We start from the raw sequence: 22,264 nt of genomic DNA on the forward strand, positions 1-22,264 counted from the left end.
CACTAGGTCTACTCTCGAGATATCCGGGCATGCTGTTCCACGTGCGGTAGCGGCAGTCACGACCCTTTGGTGTCAAAGACTGTGGGGTTCGAATCCTTGCATGGCTGGCCCGGACCATGAGGGGGCGTCGGCTTCGGCCGGGCGCCCCCTCGCGCTTGCCTGCGCAGGCTAGGGCCCGCCGAATAATACCAGGTCGGCTGAGAGCCCGAGCACCTGGAACAGCTGGTGGTCGAGGACCGTCATCAGGGCACCCTTCTCGCCCGGGGTCATGAGGTTGCCTGGGATATTGTCGATCGCCGCGCGCAGCAGGTTGCGCGCATCACCGACGGTCGTGCGCTGGTTGGAGGCCACCCTCTGGTTCCACAGGGCCACCCACCCCTGGTCGAACGCCCGATGGACGTTCGGCCGGAGCAGGATGGCCAAGGCGCGGCCGGAGCTGTAGCGGCCGGGCAGCACCCGATTGATCGCCGCACCGATTGTCTGTGCCAAGATGTGCGCTGACTCGAACTGCGCGCCGGTGACCCCGGCCTCCGCCCGCACCAGCGGGGATGAGGAGTGCGTGCCGACCATCACGTCCACGGGCAGGGTGCTGCCCTCCCGAGCGGCCACGGCCGCACGGCGCAGGGGAACGGGCGACTGGGTCGATGTAATGACGTCGGCGAAACTGGTCTCGGACTGAGCCGCCTGCGTGGCCTGCTGGATCGCTGCCGGCTGCACGGCGGCCTGCGTGATGGACACCTGCTGGACGGCCGGCGGAGGTTGCACCGGGGCCGGTTGGGCCGCCGCCTGCACCTGCTGGGTGGGGGCCGGCTGTGCCGACACCTGCACCTGCTGGGTGGGGGCCGGCTGTGCCGGGGCCTGTTGGGTGGGTGCCTGCCCAATCGCGTACCCACCCGCCCGCGGGTCGCTCAGGGTGTAGGAGCCGCCCGACTCCGCCATCCGGAATGCGGGCGCGGAGTTGGACAGACCGAGCCCCAGCGCGAGTGCGTACGCCCGTCCCGTGCCCGTCCACGAGCCCAGGGTCTGTCGGGTCGACATGCCGGCCTGGAACGCGCGCTCCTGGCCGGCGGTCCGCCCCTGGCCGGCGCGCATCTGCCCCACAGCCCCGATGGTGAGCGCCGTCCCGCCGGTCTGGATGGCCTGGTTCCAGTCCCCGGTCTGCAGGTACGTGACCCCTCCCGCTGCGACGCTGGGCAGCCCGACCCCGACCCCGTACTGAGCGAGCGGTGAGCTGAGGGTCCGCGCGTACGCTCCCGCCGTGCCGCCGAACGCACCGAGGCCGAAGCCGGTCAGGCCGCCGCGGAGCGCCGACTCCCAGCGGCCCATGCCTTCGGGCGCATTGAGGAACCCGCTCGCAGCCCCGCCGAGCCCACCGCCCGTCCCCTGGGCGAGCGCGACGCGGCCCATGCCTTCGGGCGCATTGAGGAACCCGCTCGCCGCCCCGCCGAGCCCACCGCCCGTCCCCTGGGCGAGCGCGCCGCGCCACATGTTCTGCGCCATTGACAGCCCCTCGGCGCCGACCCCGAGGTTGCGTGCCAGGCCCAGCGTCGCGCCGCCGCCCAGGCCGATCGCCGCCCCCTGCCCGCCGACCCGCAAGCCTTCGCCCCAACCAGCGCTCAGGGCGCGCCTTCCGCCGCCTCCGGACACCAGCTCGCCCCCCGCACCCCCGGCGAAGCCCAGCCCGAACCCTCCGGCACCGACGACGCCGCTGGTTCCTAGGGCCGTGAGCCCCGTGGCGGTGAGCCCGGTGGCGCCGAAGCCGGCGACCCCCGCCGCGACCACTGGAGCGGCGAGGATCGCGCCGATCGACAGCGAGATCGTGAAGGCGAGGTTGCGCGTGATCGTCAGGCCCTGTACCACGGTCCCGGCCGCGGTGATCGCTCGGTCGATGCCGGCCAGCACGATCTGCTGCGCCTGGTCCGCTTTCTCGACTGCGGTGAATACGGCGTCGCCCATCTCCGACAGCGACCCGGCCTCGGCGGCGCGGGCGAATCGGCTCAATGCGATGTTCGAGTCCGAGAGCGGGTCGAGCATGCGGCTCTGGACCTCGACCGGCTCCTCCCCACTGACTAGGCTGACGACGAAGCCGACGTACGGCTGCTCCTCGTAATTCAGCCGCATGTGCTCGCCCATCCGATAGCGGCTGCTCTCGTTCATGTCCCCCGCACGCCTCGCGGCATCGCGCAGGGCGGCGACAGTCCCCGCTCGCACGCGGTCGGCGAGGTCCTGGGGGAACACGAGCATCTCGCCGTCATGTACGACGTAGGCCATGCCTGGCTGCTCCTGGTAGGGCCGGATCGATTCGATCATGCGCAGGTTCGCCAGCACGCCCGCACGGTCGTTCGACACGCTCGGGGAGAGGGCGCTCGCCAGCCGCGCCTGACGCCTTTCGCCACTGGCCTGCGCGAGGTCCGCCCCCAGCCCGGGGACGAGGTTCGAGAGCTCCTGACGCAGGATAGAGCGGTCGGCCCGGCTCAGGCCGGGCCGCTGGAGCCAGGCGGTGATCCGGTCGACCTCGGCGCGGATCTCCGCCGGCTCGGTCAGCTGCGTGCTCGTATGCTCACGCAGGATCCGGGGCATCTCGGTCTGTGCTGGCAGCTCGGCCGGTGCCTGCGGCCGGTCGCGGCGACCCGCCCGACGGCGCTGCGGTCGGTCCTGGGCAGTCATAGCACCCTGTCGACGATGGACCTCCGCCTCGAGCGCCGCCTTTGCCTCCTGCATGCGGTCGACGTCCGGCGAGCTGCTGATCTGCCGCCCCAGCCACTCGTCGACCTCGTTCAGCTCATCGAGCAGTGCGGTGTACCCGTAACTGCGCACGTCCGGGGTGACTTGGAGCCAGTCCGTAGCCGCGTAGGCGACGTAATCGCCACCAGTTCCGAGCAGGTGTACGGGGTTTCTACGCGAGTCGACGGCCCGGGCTTGGATCTCGGCTTGTTCGGCGGTCGCGGACCCGTCAGTCATTTGCTGGGCTGCGTGGACCAATTCATGGGTGAGAAGCCGTTCCGGGACAGCCTGCTCCGGGCCTACGGCGATTGCAAGCTCACCGCCCACAGTGAAGGCCGATGCACCCGCGGCAAGGGCGGCGACGCGCACGGCGGGACCGGTGTGCAGCCGGACCCTGGACAAGTCCACACCGGTCGCGCGCTCGGCACCCGCGCGGCGTGCGGCGTCAATTGGCCGTCCAGGTCCTGCCATGGCGCGCTGCTGCGTCATGCGGTCAAGTTCGTGACCCGCGATGCGGTCACTGGGACGCGGGGCATGCACAAGCGGCCGGGCGGGTAGGTTGTACGCAGCCCGCGATGGTGCATGCTCCGGTGCTACTACAGCATGCGCCTGGGACATGGGGAACTCCGTCCTATCCCTTCCAAGCCTTTGGCTGAGCAGCGTCCGAGCGCAATACCCCGGCCAAGGGACAGCCAGCACCAGCCCGGGAGCGTCGGCGACCAGCCACCAGCAGCACCCACCAGGAGGACGGCCGTAGGCAGGGGCAGGCCGCACCGGCTCGGCGACGCCAGGGGAGCCGCCAGCAGGCCTAGTCCCGGGCCCAAGTGAACTTGATGTCGTAACCCCGCCACGCTGAAAGATCTTTCAATTGGTACATTTGCGTCAGCACGCCAAACAACTTAGCTTTTCCCAAAATAATGCTGGCAGAACTAAGGCCTAAAAACTCATCCGGAAAATCAAGCGACTGTTCGCGTCTTGTTCCCTTAGTAGAAACGACTAGGTCTCTGTCTCTGGTAATAACAAGCTGGAGCGACTTCATCCATCCACTGGGTTGGTTTCCGATGAGGGTCAATCTGCAGCGGCCAGGCCGTGACGCGGGAACCACTTGCAATTCAATCCGATCTTTGTCTCCGATAAATGGATGGTACTTTGCAGGAATCCGAGCCACTCCCACTTCCGGAAAATCGGACGGCCAAACACGTCTAGGGTTCTTGCTCACTGCGTCAGCAAGGGCAGATATACCTACCGAAGCCAGAACCGCCGCTCCAAGCACCAAGCCGGCTTCTCCTCCGCATTCGAGGACAACCTCATTGTGTTCACCGCGGGCGATGCCGCATTGTTGTTCGAAATTTATAGCCTTTCCGCCGATAACTATGAAGTTTGGAGGCAGTGCAGATGCGACGCGAACTGATGCAGTGCTTCCCTCGCTCATCCCTGCGGCCGTAGCCTGCGGAACTGAAGGTTGCATCACCCCAGACCCCTCGGCCGTGCCCTCCGGAAACGAAGGCTGTGTCGATAGTGCACGTTTCCCTCGATTAGCCACGTCATTCAGCAATTTGACCGTCATCGCCGGAATTTTTAGGACTACATTGCCCGCGGTCGACGCCATGCCCACACTCCTTAATTTTGTAGAAAACGGAATAGGGAAATTATTACTGAATAGTTGTCGGCGCTTGCTGAGTTGACATAGACAGCACTCCCATGACAGTGACGAATAGCAAGAAGATGTTCAGCACACCAATAAGGAAGTAGCCAGAATTAGTTTTGAATTGCTTTGGGGACTTGCTGGACCCCTGATTCTTTGGCCAACCCAGCCACATTATGATCCCTCCCACGACACTGCAGACGGCCAGCACCCAATACGCTGAGTAGGCGTCACCCGAGAACAATTTCAAGCCGCTAACGATCGCGGCACATATACTCGCGGCAGATGGAAACGTGAGAGATTCGGCCACGACGAATATGCCAGTGCTGCTTGTGCCGGTTGCACCAGCAGATGTACTGGGCGTCTGACCGTCTGTAGGCAGCACGGCCCCTGCTGCAGGAGGAGTAGGAGTCGCTATCAGTGCTGCGACAGTCTGCGCCATCTCTGTCCCCTTTACTTTGCCAGCCGAAAAAGCCGCCACACCAGCAGATCCCCTGCAAAACCGCCGCTGTGATGCAATTAGAAATGAGACGCCGTTACTGCTGCGTTACGACCCGTGCGCGGGGATCCTGGGACAGTTCTTGCCCCACTCGCGCCAGCCAAGGACGCGAGGCAACCACGGGAAGGATCCGCGAGGCCCGACGCTCGGCGTCACGGCCCAGGGGGATGCCAGCCAGTAGCGTCTTGTCCCCCTGAGTCGCAAAGTAGTTTCCCGAATAAAGCAAGCATTGTTTCTATTGTTTGCTTAGATTGGTTTTCGCTATTGTTTTAGCGCTGATGAGTTGGGCGGCCTTCCTACACTTCCTGCCCGCCCAGCTTCGCGGTTTTTGGCGTATTTCCTTACTTCGCTGGCGTTCCACAGCTTCTCGGTGACTACAGCCTCGGGAAACGCCGGGTCGCGGGACATGGTGACCCACGTGGATCTTAGAGAGCCCAGGCCAAGTATCTGCCTGATGCCTTCGGAGTTGACCATGCCTCGGATGCTCGATGGCCCTAGGCCGGCGGCATTGATTTTCGCTGCCAGTGCACGTATATCGGCTACACGTTCGGAGTCGGTGCAGTTCTCCAGGTCGCTGATTCCGTAATGGCCGGCGATGAGGGCTGCCAGTTCGTTGTCCTTCTCGCTGGTCACCTGCGCCGCCTCCTGCGGGTGCCTGCTGCATCTCGTTGCTTCCGCTCGGATTTTGACCTTGTTGCGGTGAAAACAGTCATCGTTACCGAAACGATTGGGGATGCTGCCACGTCGAGGTTGGTGTAGCGCTCCTTGCTCTGTGCGGCGATCCACGCTGTCATGTCTCCCCCGAAGTCCTTTTTCACGTCGTTCAGGATGTCGGATGCGTGATAGCCCGATTTTGAGCCCATGTCCATCACTCGGCCGATGCCGTCTACTTGGTAGACGGCCTGCAGCTTTATGCGCTTGTCCTTGCGGGCCTGGGATCGTGAAATGGTTACCAGGCGCTGTCTGAGGTCTTCCACGCCGGCTTTTCGGCCCTTGGTGCGGGCTGTCTTGGGCATTTCGACGTGATACTGGCGGCCGCCTTCTGCCAGGTCCGTGACGGTGCTTGTGTGCTTCCCCCTCTTGGGAAGGGCGGTAAAGGTTCCACCGGTTTCCTCGGGCACAACGGTCTTTTGTGCTGCGCCAGCTTTTGCCCTGACCGGAACGATTTTTCCTTCTTTGGACCGGCGGCGCGGCGGAACGTGTGTGACTTCCCCATGGTTGAAAAGGTCTGTCAAAGCCTGTCGGTACGATTCGCCGCGGCTTTGTCCCGCAGCGACCTTGCGCACCATTTTCTCTGAACGTCCTAGGCGTTCACCCATCTCTTTCCAGGTGTAGCCGTAAGCCTCCTTGAGGTGGAGGACGAGTTCCTGGGGACTGAGTTCGTTGGGGTCCTGTGCGGGCATGGTTTAGTCCTCCGGTGCGATGAACTCGGTATCAAAGAACGCGGAGTCAGTTCCGTTTTTCACTGCCCTAACCCTTCATACGATCCCGTTCTTCCTTGGTTATGGGTGTCTTGACGTTCTCCAGGACTCCCTGCAGGCGCAGCCGCCCCATTTTGCCGTCGTCACCCCCGCCGTACTCAGTGGGCTTAGACCACTGAGGAACGAATGATGTGTAGATGGCGTCACCGTTGATGCCCAGCAGCGACTGTGATGGCACCGTCAGCGCTCCTGCAGTATCCGCACCCAATGCACTTGGGCCAAGCAGAACCCTCGCCCGCCCACGGGCCCAGACCTGGGCAGCCAGCTCGGGCCGGTAGTAGGGCCTGAGTTGGGAGGACTCCACTGTCGGCACTTTATAAACGAACGCTTTACCCTCACGTCGCATTGTGGGCTGGTACTGCGCAGGGACATCCTGGGGACTCCATGCGACAACGGTGGAGGACCGGCCCCTGGACGAGAAGGTGCCAATGGTCTGAATCATGATGGCACGGAGAGCCGCACCGACGCCGGCCTTGATAGCCAGGGGCATATCCGGATCTTCGTCCGCCCTCTCACGGATCTTGATGATGCGGCTGGCAAAGGTATCCAGCGGCCGAGCGGCCACCGTCTCCCCCTTCTTGTTCACCGTCGTTTTGGTGAACACCACGGATTCAAGCGGATCCAGAAGCCAGCCGGCCTTTCTGGCAACGTGCAGCTCCGAGGTATCCGCCCACGTCTCGCCAATAGCCCCGGGACGGTTCGGGTAGTACCAGCCATCCTCTGCCTTGCGGTGCTGCACACCGAAAATGCCTACATGGTTCCAAGTGTCCGGCACCTTGAACCGCACAAGGACGCGAGCGCGGGCGTATGGGTCCTGTTCGAGCATGTTGAAGGTATCTGCCCGGTTGAGTCTCATTCCGGGGCCGACGCCCAGTTCTCGGCAGAGTGAGGCGTACATGAATCTGCCATCGACGTAGGCGAAGTTCTCGAGCCGCGGGGTGTCTGCTGGGTTGACCAGGGGGATGCAGTCCTCGTGGGTGGAGAAGGATTCTCCTGCCACCAGGTGTTCCAGGTGGTGTTGGCCGGATGTGCGGTGCAGCTCGGCTGCGATGTCGTCCGTGACCTGTTCGGGGTCGAGGTTGTAGGGCAGGGATGCGGCCCAGAGGTTGGTTCCGGTGGAGGCTGGTGTTTTGCCGAGCTTCTGATCCTTGAAGGCCTGTTCGATGTACCACGCGGTGGCGTCCCATGCCTGGCGGGCCTGTTCAGGGCTGAGTGGCGTGCTGCCGAACCATTCGGCGGCAGTCTTTACCTCGATACGCTGCGGCGCTGCGATGCGTTCAAATCGGCCTGTGACTGGTGTGCCGAGCCAGTGGCCAACCTCGTAGCCCCCACGGTCCACCCAGCCGGGATTCCAGCCCGGGGTTTGCACCAGCAGCCAGTGACGCACTCCCCGATCATTAGCGGGTACGTTGCCTGTGAACATGATGCGCTCAGCCCCGGCTGCGGCAGCGGTGTCCAACATGTCCTGCAGATTCGGGTTCTTGCGGCCGGCGCCAATCTTGGGCTGCACTGCCTGGCCGTTGGAAAGCACGCCCCTGCCTGTTGTGTAATCCGCCCAAAGGGTTGGGATCGGCCGGTAGGTAAACGGCTTCGGTCGCATACTGGTCCCCCCGCTAGGTATTTGTTGAACTAAGTTAAACAAAAGCCTAGTCGAATACTCCCCGTCGATCCACTCTGCCGCCCCGTTCTGAACCATCTTGTCCCCCTAAGCAGCCTAGAGCCGAGCCCGGAGCCCGCGCCGCCGGCAAACGCTCCCGCCAAGCCTTCCCACACAGCACGCGCAGCTCTCCGCAGTCTTAGCGATGTCTACGCATGTTGCTAAGCAGCAGCAGGTCGTCGAGGTAAAGGGGAGATTGGTGCCGAGTATCGGACCTATTTATATGAAGGCTTGGTTTCCAGCTAATAGCCAGGCGTCCGAAAAGTTTTTTGTGGGGTATTCCGATCTTTTTTCATACAACGACTTGCAAGGCCTAAAACGCGAACTACATCAGATAGGAGGGGTTGTGTCCCCGAGTAGCAAAATGGGTGAGATGGACGCCCCAGAACCTCAAAAATCAGGCTTCCCTCCCCTGATGATCGGCAGGCGGGAGTGGCCGCAGGCAGAGCTGGCCGAGGCCATCGTCCGCGAGCGCCTGACGCCGGCGGAAAACGCCCTCGTGCGCGAATACTTCTGGATCATCGGGTTCAAGGCGGTGAAGAAACTTCTCCGGACGGACGAAATGGCGCAGGCCTGCTTGGCGAACGGGCGGCCGGTCATGTTCCTGCACGATGATCGACGGCTTCTCACCGAATCGAGGGATCTGCGGGACGAACTGACGGTTGAAGTGCTGCTCTATACCGTCCCTATATTCTTCGCCCAATTGGAGCACTGGCGGCCGGAGCGGGGGGCGTCCCTGACTACCTACTTCGTCGGAGCCTGCATCCGCATGTTCAAAACCGCCTATTCGTCCTGGGCCAAAACGAGAGAGAGGAAGTGGATCCACTCTTCGCGTCTGGCAGAAGCCCCTTTCGGCCCGAGCTACACCTTCACTGACCAGGTAGCAATCGAAGAAACCATCCGCCAGGTGTTCGCCCTGGCGAAACCAAACCAAAGGCCGGTGTTGGCCCTTCTGTACTCCGGATACTCGCAGGTGGAAGCTGCGAAGGAACTGGGGTTGAGCACCCGGGCCATCGAGGGCCGGATGTACCAGCTGCGCAAGCGCGTGGTTCAAGCGACCAAGGACGGACTGATTAGTCCTCCAGCGGGGTTTGCGCCCGTACCGGTGCCTTCCCAGGCCACGGGACCGGTGATGATATGAGCAAGCGCAGGGACACTACTCTCCTGTCTCTCATTGACCGTGCCCTCGGTGACCAGGAACGGACGGTGAGGCTGCAGACGCTAATCGTCACGATTACCTGTTGCATGGTGGCGGTTGGCTCGGCGCTGGCCGCTGTTCTCGCGCTCTCCGGAGGGCATCTTGGGCTCTCTCTCGGGCTCGGTACGCTTGCGAGCGCGTGGCCGCTTTGGAAGGGCCTTCAGAGGGCTATTCCGGGGCTCAGGAAGTCAGCGGTTGGCGCGAAATAGAATCGTTCGGTGATCCTTACCGGCACCATCACCAATGCAGACGGCAGCTACCAGCACCTCGAAGCCGAGGGCGAGAACTACGAGGAAGCGCGCGAAAACCTATACGCACTCCTGGAAGACGGCCAAAAGCTCATAGCCATCCGTGCTGACCGCTGACTCTGCACTGTCCACGTCGGGCAGAATGGCCTCATGTGCGGCAGATACGTGATGTCCAAAGCCACCGGGGACCTTCTCAGCTACTTCGATGCCAAGGAGGTTGAGGGCACTCCTCCCCCGCCGAACTGGAACGTGGCGCCGACACAGAGCGTGCCCATCGTGGCTGAGCGCTTGGACGAAGGCAGCATCGAGCGGCATCTGCTCGTGGCCCACTGGGGCCTGGTGCCCTCGTGGGCAAAGGACATCAAAATCGGCAACAAGCTCATAAATGCTCGCAGTGAGAGCATCTTGGAGAAGCCGTCCTTTCGTAAGGCCGCGGTGAAGAGACGTGGATTGCTCCCAGCTGACGGGTACTACGAGTGGCAGAAGACCGGGGACGGCAAGAAGATCCCGAACTACCTGTATTCGGAGAAAGAGCCCGTGTTGGGCTTCGCCGGCCTGTACGAGTGGTGGGCTGACCCGTCGCTGCCCGAGGACGACCCCAACCGCTGGCTACTCAGCTGCACAGTCTTAACAACAACGACGCAGGACGCTTTGGGGCACGTTATCTAGGGGTAACGGGCTCTGGGCCAGGGAAATCTGCCCAGAAGGATTGAGCCACGTAAGGTACGACTCCTGCTGCGGCGGGGAGCGTCGGGCAAGGATGCAGTCCGGTTTGTCCGTGCGGCGTGTCGACGGGCGTTGAAATTTCTTCAGACTTCTGACCGAGGAAGTTGGCCCTGAGCGTAGCGGTTAGGGCCACCTTCACCGTGCATTTCACCGTGCGGGGTAAACGTACATCGAGTGGCTAGAGACGGCGCCAATGGAAGAATCCATCCCTGACAGCGCGCTTGACGACCGTGTTACGGGCGCAGCGCGTCTATAAACCCCGCCGTCTGGGGAGCGACGGAAGCATCGGCGCAATTGCCCGAGAATAGGTGGATAGCCATCTCATCGTTGGGGGAAACCTTTGGTAGTGCCAGCAGACGTCTTTCAGGACATACAGAAAAAATACTCTGCGTACCCTTACGATGACCGGTACGCCCGCTATTACCAAGATCAAAGGGAGGCACTCCGGCCGGCCTTTGCCTACTTCCACGACAAGCTCAACGCACTGCTTGGCCACATGAACCACAAACGGGAGCGAGGAGGGCACTACAACGCGGAACAGAGCCGGGACCTTCTTGAGGTCATGCGTGAGCTGGGACAACTCAGGACGAACCTTAAGAGGGTTGACGTTGAGGTAAGCCTGAGAAAGTCCTATCAAGATGCGCTCGAACGCTGCCGTACTTTTTTATCCCCTAGTGGGGGAAGCCCCATGCCCCCAGATTTCGAAGAGATACCTCTTGAGGACTACGAGGCCATTTTTACCGTCGCAGCAGACATCGTTCGCATCGAAAAGTCCGGCAAAGACTATCCACTCAAGCCCCTTGGAGAGGGTTCCTACGCGCTTGTCTATAAGTACAAGGATCTTGAATACAAGATGCCCGTTGCCGTGAAGGTGGCCAAGAAGAACCTCGCTCAGAACGAGCTGGATAGGTTCAAAGCTGAATATGACGTTCTAGCTGACCTCAACTCCCCTTACGTGTTGGCGGTCTACGGGTACAACGAAACCAGGATCAGCTATGCCATGGAGTTTTGCGACTACACCCTCGGAAAATACATCTCCATAAACAATGGCAACCCGAAGTTCGACTTCAGCAAGCGGCAACGTATCGCACAGCAGTTCCTTTACGGCATCAGCTATCTCGCATACAAAAACGTCCTCCACAGAGACCTGAGCTACACGAACGTACTCGTCAAGACCTACGACGCAGGTGTAGTCCAGGTGAAGCTCTCAGACTTTGGTCTGCACAAGACTCAAAGTTCCTTACTCACCCGGACAGGGACCGAGATGAAAGGGACCATCCTTGACCCAACTCTCATCAGCTTTAAGGACTACACGCTTAGCAACGAGATCTACTCGGTGGGATTCCTCCTCTCCTTCATTTTCACCGGAAAGGAAGCCCCATACGTGGCCGGCGCCAACCTCGGGGCTCTTGTACGAAAATGCACAGACCTGACCACTGAGAACCGTTACACGGGAATTCAAGAGATAATCGATGCCGTGGCCGCTCTGGACAAGGACACCTTCCTGGCATGAGCTGGCCTGAGACACCTCGGTCGAGTACGCTCTCCCTTTGATTCTTGTAGTGGCCAAAATGCCGGCGACGTGCTCGCCTTAACCGAGTGAATGCCCGGTAGAGGATCGGGCTTTGGTAAAGGCCGTGGCCGAGCTGCTGAGACGGGTCCTACTCCGATTCAAAGAAGACGGTTTCGGTGGTCGTTTCGACGATGGCAGGCCTTCCGTAGATCAGCGCATAGCGTGAGTAGGGCTCTAGCCGACCATCTTTGGACGTATGGTGATCCTCCCAGCGAAGAAAAACCTCGAAGGGATTTCCTTCTGCCTGACTTGTTGCCCATGCAATGACCTCAGTGACCTGTCCGGCGTCGGTGACTTCCCATTCATCGACGAGCCACGCGAAATCCACGGACGGCGGTGGAAACCAAAGGCGCACTCTATAAACCGGAGCTGAATCACTGCATCCAACGGAATCATCCGGATTGGCTCGCACACTACGCATAGGGCGAGCCTACGCCGCGAGGAAGCTGAGACAACTCCGGCTACCCATGTAGCAGTGGTGCCCCACCGCCCGGTAAAGGATCCCGCAGCGGGCACCAGAGCGTCCGCTGAGCCACCGGCATACGGGGCGGTCTGAGCGGGAGGTGTTCAAGGAGTGCCGTTGCAGTGTTGGATGGAGCCGTTAGTTCCGGGTCGTGAATTGGACTTGGATGTACTTGAGCTCAGTGCGTGGAAGCACAGCGGTCACCACGCCGCCGCCTGCCAGTTGGGCTCCGATACCGTAGACGAACGGGTCCGTATCGACCTCTGCACCGGGCATATCGACTCCGTTGATGACGGTCCTGGCCTCGCTGTTGACCATCCGGCCGGTAACTGTGGGGGCGTGCTGGTCCCACGGGTTGCTGCCCGGCCAGAGCTCTTGCCGATATTGGTTCATGAGGATGTGGTTGACATGGTCAACCAACAGGCTTCGAACCGAAGAACGCTCGGATGGATCGCGGTGCCAGGTGGTTCGCACGGCCTCCTCAAGTTGCGGGTAACGCAGGCGCTCCACGTACTCGATCAGCCAAGGGGGCCGCGGCCATGGCGGAACTTCCTCGATCGATCTGCGTGTCTTCTCGTTGAGGTCCGCGAGGTTTACCGGGTCTGAGCGGTCATCCGGGTTTCGCCAGAGCGTATAGGTGATGCTCGCCGTCATCTCGTTGTACCCACGATCATCTTGGCCATAGGTCACACCAACGCTGTCGGTGTCCTCCAACGATGGTTGAGGCGCGAGCCCCATCACCGGAATGGGCATCAGCTTCAGGCGCTCGGCCCATCCGGCCCGCGGGTCAGGAGCGTCTGAGGGGAGAATTCCGGCCACTCGCATACCCCGACTATGAACCACACGAGGCCGCCTGTATACGGAATTGGACTTTCGGGTCCCAAATGTCACGTTGAGGGTTCGACTAACGGGCACCAAAAGTACGGTAATTGATCCCCTATCGCAGGAGTGCCCGTTGGCCACCGGCTTATGGAACGGGACACCTGGGTTTGGCCAATGCGGTATCGCCCTCCTCCTGCACCTCTTGTACGTTCGCCGCCATACTGCCCCTTTCTGGGAGAAGAAAGAGGCCACGAAAGCTGATGGGAGCCGGGAGGACGTGTCCTGTGATCGAAAGGGCGCCTAGGATTGGGCTACCACGAAAGAGTGCGCTCTCTGCGGCTCCTCGTCGTGCTGATCACGAAGGTGACCAGGGAGGTCGGTATGGCGGGCGAACAACGTTTCCCGAAGCTGATACTTCTCTGTGTTTCTGGCCTGGTCGCGGGTATTATCGTGACTTTTGTCCTCCGGGCAATCTTCCCAGAGGCAGAGATTCTCTACATGGCAGCTGGGGCGGCCGTAACCACCGCGATTACGGTGCCGCCACTGATCTCTTATTTCCAAAAACGGATGTGAATAGCATCAGCATGCCAAAGAGCTTGCTGCGCCAAGATCGAGGGGGCGAAATTGGAAGGCATCGTGTTCATGCTGGTCGCGACTGCTTGGTTCGTTCTGCGGAGGCGTATCGCGGAATATCAGGTGTACCTCGTTACCGAGAGGTTTAAAGTCCTTCCTGCCAGGGACAAAGCGGAGCAGGTCCGGGGCATGCAAACTATCGGCACCTTGTTTTGCGCATTACTTTTCTCCGCCGGGGCAGTCATCGCGACCCTCCGAATGTTGCTTCAGTAGGTGCCTCGTAACCTAGTCAGGCGCGGTAAAGGATCGGCTTACGGACAGCCTGACAGGATCCTTCAACCCCGCTGGCCCTCACCACGACCAGCCTTATCAAAAGACCGTCCTGGTGATTAGACTCCCGACATCACAGGAAGCAGGTTTTCCATGCGCGAGCCGGACTTGGAACCAACGCCGAGGAGCCGGCTGGAACGGGGATACGATGCCTTCGGTTCCTTGCCGCTGGTCTTCTTGGCCGGCATCCTCTTTGTCCCTTTGCAGGCCGTCTTGGGCTGGTGGCCTACGTTGGTCATCGTGATCACGGTTGGCATCGTCCTCATAACAGCCATCCAGCTCATTGTCATTGCTCCTCTGCGAAAGAAGCGGGCGGCCCAGGACGCGGAACGAGGTCTCTTCGAATGTGCCCACAGAGAGCCCGGATCCGGACTTCGGAGTAGATGGGCCCGAGGTTTTGCACGCGCAGAGCCAAACCGACTAATCTTCCAGCTGGGTGCCACTGAGAGCGGACCTCTTGGCGGGCAAATGGAAATCTACTCTGCGCCCACGGCTGTTGGAGAGCCTGTAAAAGCCCCCTGGACTGTTTTTCCCGGAGGTCTCGCGATGACAATCAGGTCAGACAACACAACACTCCAGCTGGCAGCCAGCCGTGCGAGCCTAGAGCTCCTCAAGGAACGGTGTCTCACCAATCCAGCACCGGATGCCTAAGCAGTTGACACAGGACCGTGAAGTAATGGCCGGGTAAAGGATCGGTCAGCGGGCGCTGCTGAGCGCCGTGGAGCTCATGGGGCTTGGGGCTTGGGCGATCACCGAAACTTGCCCAAGCCACAATTACGGCAACCACGATGACCACCAGCACAAGAGCAGCGATAAGAGTCGCGCGAGCTTCATACCCGCAGACTAACCGGCGTCGCAGCATACTGGGCGCGATTTGTCGCTTGCGGCGTCCCGCGGGGCGCGGCCTCTCGTCCCGTAAGTCGATCCTTCAACGGGGCAAGGTGAATGCGACCCCGCCCGCCCTAACGAGTTACAGGGCTGGCAGAACGACTGTCGTTTCGCCATATTCGAGGGTGACCTCGCGTGAGACATCTACAGCACTGGGAGTCCTGATTATGTAGGTGCGTGGAGCCATATCGGCTGTACAGTTTGGCCCACCGCGGCTTTCAAGGCTCAGTTTTAGATGTTGAGAATTGACGACCTCGATTGAGGCGGGGAAAGCGGGACAACTCGAACTGCCGCTCAATACGACAGCGAATCTTGCGCCGGCGTCGAGCCAGCCTGCTGCAGCAAAAGGAAACGACGGCACTCGAGCGGAGGAACTGGGCTTGGCGGTGATTGCTTCCGCTGGGAGCCCGCCCTCGCGTTCAGCTTCGGCGATTGAGGCAGGTACGGCTGAACAACCTGCTAGTAACGCTAACAGGCCAAAAACAAGAAGCCGAAGTGAGATCCCCATAGGCAGAGGCTACTCTGCCGATCCTGCTCAACCACTGCTTTGACGAGCCTATTGGTCGGTAAGCAGCACCCGGAATGACACCCTTCTGCGGGGCGTCCGGAAGCCGATCCCTAATCGTGCACTGGCGCTGACGGACCGTTGCGTCTTCCGGCTTGCTACATTCTGTGCCGGGAGCAGGAACACGAACGGAAACGCGGGCCCATGGACCTTCTACCTATGCCCTTTCGGGCCGATCGTTGAATGACGCTATTTGAGAGTGTCCGTGTTCTGCTCTCGGATCATGCGGCGCAGACTGGTCCTGGCCGCGGCGAGGTCGTCCTGAAGGGCTGTGATCTGTAGGTTCAGTTCGGTGTTCGATGCGCGTGCTTCCGCCAGCTCGCCTGCGAGGCGATTGAGCCGGTCGACCAGAGGGGCGGTGCTGAGGTTGTTCAGTTGGCGGCCGAGGGCCTGTCTGAGGTTTGCTCGCAGGTCCTCGCGTTCTTGGCGGAGTGTGCTGATTTCTTGCCTGGCCAGTGCGAGATCGGTTCGAAGGGAACCGATTCCTGCGGGTTGGCTGTTGGGGGTCTGCTTGGGTTGTTGTTGCTTGTTGATGACCTTTTTGATTTGTTCTCGGGTCCCTGGTGAATAGACGAGCCATGTCGAGACTTTCGCCCTGCGCGCGACCTTGATGTAGGTGATGGGATCACCGTCGGTGAGCATCGCGACGAGTTGCTGCTCGACAGCTGCGCGTTTCTCGCGGCTGTCTTTCTGCCGGGATTCCAGCAGTACTTGGGCGGGCGTCCTGGGTGTGGTTTTGCCTGCTGCGTTTGTGGTCATGAGGTGTGCGCCCGGTTTTTGACGGTGAGTGGTAGCGGTGTTCTGCTGCTGCCTCCGGCGCGTAGGCGGCGTAGCAGCGTGCCGGCCTGCTCGACTTCGTGTCGCTCGTCTTCTGGGAGGGCGTCCAGGTGCTCCTTCATGACGTCGAGCACGTGTCGGTAGCTTTCTATCTGGGCGTCGAGGTTGCGCAGTACGTAGTCGTCGACGTCCATGGCAGCAGCTGTTTCGTGGTCAGCGTTCAGTGAGCGAATGTGGTCCTCGATCACGGGCAGATAGGACGGATCGGGGCGGTAAAAGCCGCAGCCTGAGCATTGGAACCGGATGGGGCAGCTTCCTCCGCCGGCTTTGACGTTGGAGGGCTCGACGCAGTTGCCAAACGGTGCCGCTACCGAGCGCATCTCGTATGCGGTGGTGGAAGCGGTGGGTGCGGCAATTCCGTGGCGGTCTGTGACGTGCCTGCTCAGGGTTCGGATTGCCTCGCGTTTCCGCTTTTGGTTTACCCGATAGTAGATCTGGGTGGTTGAGATACTGCGGTGGTCCATCAGCTCACACAAGACATCTATCTGGACTCCGGCGTCGGCGTGGCGTTGGGCGTAGGAGTGCCGGAATGCGTAGGGATAGACCTTTAGACGGTCGAAGGGGACGCGGTTGCCCCTGGCATCGACCGCGTCACTGACTAGGTCCGGCATTCCGTCGACCCAGATTTTTAGGGATCGTGCCAGGCTTGCCGGCCGGAAGTGGGGGTTGATTCGGTCGGGCGTTCCGGAGGGGAAGAGGTAGTTATCGCGGGCATCTCCGGTGGACAGCGTGTTTCTGACCTCACGCCAGGCGGTGATGGATTCGGCTGTCGCCGACGGGATGGGTAGACGCCGCCGGTTCCGGCCAGCCTTAGTATTGTCCCAGATCAGCACTGGTCCGTCATGGTCGAACTCAACACAGTCTTTGCGGAGTGCGCATACTTCGTTTGGCCGACGGCCCGTGTCGCGCAAGACGATGTAGAGGGTCCGGATCATGAGGCGTTGATGATCCTCGGACATGTCGGGGTAGTCGGCGTTGCATTCGAGCTGGTCCAGTTTCTGATCGAGTTGGGTGATGACTTCTTCTGGGATGGCTTTGCCGGCTTCTTCCCGGGACTTTGGTTCCAGTTGGAGGCGATGGGCTTCGGGGTCCCGCAGGAACGCGTCTGTGATGCCCTCGATCATGCGGGATCGGCGGCCGAAATCCACTAAGGCGAACACGGTCTCGAGCCCGACGTAGCGGCGGGTACTGCTGCGTGGTTGTCCGTCCAGGTGCGCCCACTCCCTGAAAGCCTGGGTAATGGCGTCCAGATGGTGTGGTCCAAGGTCCTCGACTTGGTGTCCGCCGTCCGCGGTAGCTTCGAGAGCCCGTGACGCCACCTCGACGGCCGTGAGGAGCGCGAGGATTTTGGTGCTTGTCTCGAAGGTCCGGCATTTCTCCATGGCGAGGTCTCTAAGCCACGTCTGGCTGACCACCGTGAAATCGGCCTGACCGCTGTGCATTCGGCGATGCTTGGTCCGGGCGCTGCCCCGCAGGTCAAGAATCCTGAAGTCCCAAACCAAGCGTCGGGTGGGGTCACCGCCGGTCATCTCCTCGTAGCCTGCCTGCAGCCAATGGACTATGTCACGTCGGTGACTGTCCAGGGCTTTGCTGCCGCCCTGAGGGCTGAGCTGGTGAGGAGTTAACCCAACCAGATGCTCATGATGCTTGATGTCCTTGACGAGTCTTCTGAGCATCTTGGGAACGATGCGGTCACCTGATGCGTCACGGCGCTGGAGCGCGTAGAGCATCTCCGCGCGGACGAGAGGGGGCAGCGGGAGCATCGAGAACTGGCCTTCGGTCAGGTGCGGGTGGGCTGTGGCTGCCCACTCCAAAACGGATGCTCTGAGTCCTTCGCGCCGGTAAAGCCCGTGGTGATAGCGGCACAGCCCGTCCCGCAGATCCGGCTGTTGATCGCATTGGTGCACCATGCACCGGCTTTCATCTGCCGGGTAGGGATTTTGGCCGGCCAACCAGGTTTCGAGGGTAAGGGAAGTGTCCCGGCCCCGCTGGTGTCGAAGCGCGCCGTAGTGGCTGCGGCATAGGCCCTGGCAGATCGCTGGCCGTGCACAAGGGATTGATCCTTTCCTGACGAGACATCCGTCAGGCTGTTTACCCGGGAGGACCTTACCGCGCGGCGGCGAATACTCAGCTGTAAAGACGTCAAACGCAAGATCGGATGACTTCCAGGTTTTCAAGCAGGCGGTGCAGAGGGCTCCACCTTCCAGCTTTGCTCCGCATCGCTGGACCGTGCAGCGCGTGATGATGTTGTCCTCGCGGTCCGGGTCGCCGTCGAAGAACCAGTTGTCCGCATCCCATTCGCCCGGCCGCCAATTAGGATCGATTCTCCCTTCCAACCATCGCAGCCAAGCTTCGTGATCCAAAGCCGGTGCCAGCCGGTTCGGCGTGGTCTGATTGGTCGGTTGTTCAACGAGGGCTGAATCACTCACCATGGTAGGTCTCTCCTGGTCTTGGCGGTGTTTTCGACTGCTTCCCGCATCCGTTTTTTCGACGCGTGGACGTAGCGCTGAGTGGATGCGAAGGAAACGTGGCCCAATAGTGCCTGCACGACGTCGGGATCGACTCCGGCTTCGATCCACCTCGTTGCGGCCGTGTGTCGCATCATGTGTGGCCGGACAGTGAAGCCACAGTCACGCGCCAAGCGGTCCATCATCTCCTTGGCGTTCGCATAGGTCATTGACCGGCCGCGTGGTTCACGGAACAGGTTAACGAAGACCGCATCATTGGCGGCCCCACGGTCTAAGCGGTCGCGCTCGAACTGGTAGTCGGAGTAGGCGGCCACCAACTTCTGGGTCACCGGGATCGTTCGAGGAGTGCGTGATTTCGCGAGTGCACCGTTCTCGTTTGGCCGTCGTATGACATGCAGATGAGGCCCGGGTATCCCACAGCCCAACGCTTCCGAGCGGGCCAGGAAATGCAGATCGGATCTCCTCAGCCCTAACGCCTCGCCGATGCGCATCCCCGTCTCCAACAGCGCGGTGACCAGAAAGCGGTCGCGCGCATTCGCGGCCGCGCAGACCACCACTGCTGTCTCTTCGTCCATGAGCAATGCCGGCTCTGTCGTCTCGGCACGAAACTTGAGCGTCCGTTCCTGCGTTGTGCGGAACTGGTCCCGCTCCCCGGCATCAAATTCGGGAGGGACATAGCGGAGGTATTTGGGCTGTGACAGGAGTGCTGGAACCCGGGGCGCGACCCACCCGAGCCTCGCACCGAACTTGAGAAACTCGCTGGTCGTGGTCACGATCGCGTTAGCCGTGCCCTTTGACCTCAAGCGCGCGGTGCTTTTCCCGCCGGAATGCCGAACGGGCTCTGTGATCAACCAGCGGAGAAAAGCGTGCAGCTCTGTGAACTCTGGATCGTGCCAGTCCACTCCGGACTGCTGAACGGCAACACCATCCTGCTCAAGCACGCACCACAGTGCCCCGAGTCCGCACTGGCGATGGAACAGATCTTCCGGGACGCCGGCGCGCCTGAAGGCGCCTACGTCAACATCTTCGCCACAACCGAGCAGGTCGCAGGAATCATCGCCGACCCCCGCGTGCAGGGCGTGTCCCTCACCGGTTCCGAGCGTGCAGGCTCCGCGGTTGCCGAAATTGCCGGCCGCAACCTCAAGAAGGTTGTCCTGGAGCTGGGGGGCTCGGACCCGTTCCTGGTCCTGGACTCCGCAGACGTTGACCAGGCCGCCACGCACGCGCTGTTCGGCCGCTTCGGCAACACCGGCCAGGCCTGCAATGCCGCCAAGCGCATAATCGTCGCCGACGCTGTCTACGACGAATTCATCGAGAAGTTCGTTAGTGCCGTCACGTCGGTGAAGGTGGGCGACCCCACGGAGCCGGATACTTTCATGGGTCCGTTGTCCTCGTCCGCTGCGCGCGACGGCCTCGCCGCGCAGGTGGATGACGCCGTTGCCAAGGGCGCCAACGTGCTCACCGGCGGGGCCCCGCTGGAGCAGCCCGGCGCCTGGTACCAGCCCACAGTTCTCGCTGGCGTCACTGAGGACATGCGGGCCTTTTCCGAGGAACTATTTGGCCCGGTTGCTGTTGTGTACCGCGCCTCGTCCGAGGATGACGCGGTGGAACTGGCCAGCAACTCCGTGTACGGTCTCGGCGCCGTCATCCAGTCCACAGATGCAGCTAAAGCCCAGGCGATCGCAGCGCGGCTGGATACAGGCATGGTGTACATCAACGAAGCCCCCGGCACCGCGCCCGAGCTGCCCTTCGGCGGCATCAAACGCTCCGGCGTCGGCCGCGAACTCGGCAAGTACGGCATGGACGAATTTGTCAACAGGAAGCTCATTCGTACAGGGAAATAACGGCTCATCTGTCACACATAAAGCCCAGTGGGCCACGGGACCCATGGCCCACTGGCGTCTTTCCCTCCGCCGACCAACTACTTCGAATAAGAGCACGAAAAATCGACTCGATCGCTAGCCGGTCCCCAACGCCCGGGCCACGGCAAACATGCATCATACGCTCGGATCTGACCAAGACAGCAGACACGACCGCCGCCCCCCCCCCGACTTCATTCTGCCGACTAAGCATAAGGAGAAAATTGTGACTTCAAAGACGAAACGCGCCGGTGCCTCCGGCTGGGACGACATCCAGGTAGGAGACAGTGTTCAGCTGGGCAGCAGCGGGCGCACGGAATATGCCGGCGAAGTGGACGCGCGGACAGCGGATGGTGACATCATTTGGGTCCACAACCCTATTGGTGGCCGCCGCCTGTTCCATATCCATAACGGCTACAACCTGCAACCGACTGCGTCTTGACCGACCCCTGTTCGGAGGATTGCCACTACTGCTCAGGACCGGAAACCGACTAGCGGCCAACTAGCGGAACACGTCAGGTACTCAAGCCTGTGCACTGCGTCGCGGCAAGAAAGACTCGCTGGGGAAAAGCGACTTGGCAAAGCGCTGGCTCCAGCCTGCGGAGCTGGCGGCCTTGTCGAGAGCCCTGCTGGAGTACACCCCAACCTGACGTCAGGAAGACGCCGGTTGTCAGACTAACGTTTGCTTCACCTTTGCTGACGACTGTTCGGGACAACACTCAGACTGAAACCTGACGCTACTTACTCGGCTCAAGTGGCAGCCCACTTATGCTTCGTCAGCCCGGGAACCCGCCGATGAAAGAACCCAGCGCATGTCAGAGCTCGGGTCCGCTGTCCACGCGTTTGAGCTAACGGAGCCAGCTTCATGTTTGGCTTACGCCGGAATCTGCCCGACGCTCCTCCCCTGCCCGGGCACTCCCTACAAAGCAGATATAAGTGTGGACATTGTCCACACCCCCTTTGGCAGTACAAACCGAGCTCAGACGACTCACGAGACGTCGAAGACGAGCCTCCGCAAGAAAATTTTCGGCCCAAAGTCGGAGACGTCATGTCGTGCCCGCCACTCCCGACCATGAACAGGTGTTGGCCACTCCCGACCAACCCGACAGAACCGGAACGAGGAAGCATCTAATCCCACCACAGCAGGCGGAAGGCCCACCAGCCAGGGACTTGAACCGCCACCCCACATAACTGAAGAGGCTCCGCGGCAGCCAGGCCACAGCCCGCGCACCTAGCGTCAGAGGGACGCCACCACAAGCCATGTCAACAAGTTAAAGCAAAATCCCCTCTGACGAGGGGATATGCTGTGCCCGAGGTGGGACTCGAACTACATTCCGGCCCCTGCAAACACAAGGAACCCGCGAAAACATGCGGAATCCAAGCCAGTCCGAAGGCTGTTCGGCCCAATACGAGACGAAAAGTGCGGACAATGTCCACACCTCCTTTCGGGGCGCTGGAGGACTACCGGGGCATTAGATGCCTGGAAATCTCGGCGGCTGGGTCCAGCAAGTCGATAGTGCCCGCGGCGACCCCGACAACGAGGGTGGAGCCTTTATCCGTGGTGAAGCCGTGCCCGCCGGCGCCATGGTCGAAGCGCAACAGTGCCCACAGGAACCCATTCCCCGATGCACAGCAATACACGGGGAGTTCGCAATCGGGCCGCCACCACGCCTACTACAATTCCAAAGAACCACTTGGCTAATGCACC

The 22,264-nt window shown here is 61.2% G+C and carries 18 protein-coding genes; 7 read left to right on the plus strand and 11 right to left on the minus strand.

What is annotated here, in order from left to right:
* Positions 1–168: 168 nt before the first annotated feature.
* From BMX78_RS14915 to BMX78_RS14940, 5 genes are all read right to left on the minus strand, one after another.
* Positions 169–3,213 (minus strand): eCIS core domain-containing protein, encoded by a 3,045-nt coding sequence (locus tag BMX78_RS14915; RefSeq protein ID WP_170850834.1) that lies wholly within the window; start codon positions 3,211–3,213, stop codon positions 169–171.
* Between the two features lie 319 nt (positions 3,214–3,532).
* On the minus strand, positions 3,533–4,333 hold the full coding sequence (locus BMX78_RS22800) for a hypothetical protein (protein WP_139204973.1): 801 nt from the start codon (positions 4,331–4,333) through the stop codon (positions 3,533–3,535).
* 796 nt (positions 4,334–5,129) lie between these two features.
* Positions 5,130–5,501 (minus strand): hypothetical protein, encoded by a 372-nt coding sequence (locus BMX78_RS14930; protein WP_091420690.1) that lies wholly within the window; start codon positions 5,499–5,501, stop codon positions 5,130–5,132.
* Entirely contained in the window at positions 5,498–6,271 is a 774-nt protein-coding gene (locus BMX78_RS14935) for a hypothetical protein (protein ID WP_091420693.1), read from the minus strand. Before BMX78_RS14935 ends, BMX78_RS14930 begins: the two co-directional genes overlap by 4 nt.
* Positions 6,272–6,338: 67 nt before the next feature.
* Positions 6,339–7,880, minus strand: a complete 1,542-nt coding sequence (locus BMX78_RS14940; protein WP_286139036.1) for a hypothetical protein — start codon at positions 7,878–7,880, stop codon at positions 6,339–6,341.
* A 271-nt stretch (positions 7,881–8,151) separates the two neighbouring features.
* On the opposite strand from BMX78_RS14940, the gene BMX78_RS14945 reads away from it, so the two are divergent.
* The 4 genes from BMX78_RS14945 to BMX78_RS14960 all read left to right on the plus strand — a co-directional run bounded on the left by BMX78_RS14945 (position 8,152) and on the right by BMX78_RS14960 (position 11,691).
* On the plus strand, positions 8,152–9,147 hold the full coding sequence (locus tag BMX78_RS14945; protein WP_139204975.1) for an RNA polymerase sigma factor: 996 nt from the start codon (positions 8,152–8,154) through the stop codon (positions 9,145–9,147).
* A gap of 275 nt (positions 9,148–9,422) precedes the next feature.
* Positions 9,423–9,569 carry a hypothetical protein gene (locus BMX78_RS23155; protein WP_170850826.1) on the plus strand — a complete coding sequence of 49 codons (147 nt, stop codon included), beginning with the start codon at positions 9,423–9,425 and terminating at the stop codon, positions 9,567–9,569.
* A gap of 33 nt (positions 9,570–9,602) precedes the next feature.
* Entirely contained in the window at positions 9,603–10,121 is a 519-nt protein-coding gene (locus tag BMX78_RS14955; RefSeq protein WP_286139037.1) for an SOS response-associated peptidase, read from the plus strand.
* Positions 10,122–10,524: 403 nt separating this feature from the next.
* Positions 10,525–11,691, plus strand: a complete 1,167-nt coding sequence (locus BMX78_RS14960) for a protein kinase family protein (protein ID WP_091420704.1) — start codon at positions 10,525–10,527, stop codon at positions 11,689–11,691.
* 148 nt (positions 11,692–11,839) lie between these two features.
* Here the strand turns inward: BMX78_RS14960 and BMX78_RS14965 are convergent, their stop codons facing one another.
* Both BMX78_RS14965 and BMX78_RS14970 read right to left on the minus strand, forming a co-directional pair.
* On the minus strand, positions 11,840–12,172 hold the full coding sequence (locus BMX78_RS14965; RefSeq protein WP_139204976.1) for a hypothetical protein: 333 nt from the start codon (positions 12,170–12,172) through the stop codon (positions 11,840–11,842).
* Between the two features lie 180 nt (positions 12,173–12,352).
* Positions 12,353–13,039, minus strand: a complete 687-nt coding sequence (locus tag BMX78_RS14970) for a hypothetical protein (protein WP_091420708.1) — start codon at positions 13,037–13,039, stop codon at positions 12,353–12,355.
* Positions 13,040–13,417: 378 nt separating this feature from the next.
* On the opposite strand from BMX78_RS14970, the gene BMX78_RS14975 reads away from it, so the two are divergent.
* On the plus strand, positions 13,418–13,609 hold the full coding sequence (locus BMX78_RS14975) for a hypothetical protein (RefSeq protein WP_211482580.1): 192 nt from the start codon (positions 13,418–13,420) through the stop codon (positions 13,607–13,609).
* Between the two features lie 389 nt (positions 13,610–13,998).
* Here the strand turns inward: BMX78_RS14975 and BMX78_RS14985 are convergent, their stop codons facing one another.
* From BMX78_RS14985 to BMX78_RS15000, 4 genes are all read right to left on the minus strand, one after another.
* Positions 13,999–14,178, minus strand: coding sequence for a hypothetical protein (locus tag BMX78_RS14985; protein ID WP_139204978.1), 180 nt, complete (start codon positions 14,176–14,178; stop codon positions 13,999–14,001).
* A 1,403-nt stretch (positions 14,179–15,581) separates the two neighbouring features.
* Complete coding sequence (locus BMX78_RS14990; RefSeq protein ID WP_091420717.1) at positions 15,582–16,151, minus strand: DUF6262 family protein; 570 nt, start codon at positions 16,149–16,151, stop codon at positions 15,582–15,584.
* The gene (locus tag BMX78_RS14995; protein ID WP_091420720.1) at positions 16,148–18,661 is read right to left on the minus strand and encodes a tyrosine-type recombinase/integrase; all 2,514 of its coding nucleotides are present in this window, start codon (positions 18,659–18,661) and stop codon (positions 16,148–16,150) included. The genes BMX78_RS14990 and BMX78_RS14995 overlap by 4 nt, the downstream gene beginning before the upstream one ends.
* Positions 18,655–19,599 carry a tyrosine-type recombinase/integrase gene (locus tag BMX78_RS15000; RefSeq protein ID WP_286139039.1) on the minus strand — a complete coding sequence of 315 codons (945 nt, stop codon included), beginning with the start codon at positions 19,597–19,599 and terminating at the stop codon, positions 18,655–18,657. Before BMX78_RS15000 ends, BMX78_RS14995 begins: the two co-directional genes overlap by 7 nt.
* Here BMX78_RS15000 and BMX78_RS15005 point away from each other — a divergent pair.
* Entirely contained in the window at positions 19,588–20,541 is a 954-nt protein-coding gene (locus BMX78_RS15005) for an aldehyde dehydrogenase family protein (RefSeq protein ID WP_286139041.1), read from the plus strand. The genes BMX78_RS15000 and BMX78_RS15005 overlap by 12 nt on opposite strands.
* Positions 20,542–20,782: 241 nt before the next feature.
* A complete protein-coding gene (locus BMX78_RS15010; RefSeq protein ID WP_091420727.1) occupies positions 20,783–20,998 on the plus strand; it encodes a hypothetical protein in 216 nt (71 codons plus the stop codon).
* The last annotated feature ends 1,266 nt before the right edge of the window (positions 20,999–22,264 follow it).

The sequence above is a fragment of the Arthrobacter sp. OV608 genome (assembly GCA_900110595.1).
Classification (GTDB): domain Bacteria; phylum Actinomycetota; class Actinomycetes; order Actinomycetales; family Micrococcaceae; genus Arthrobacter.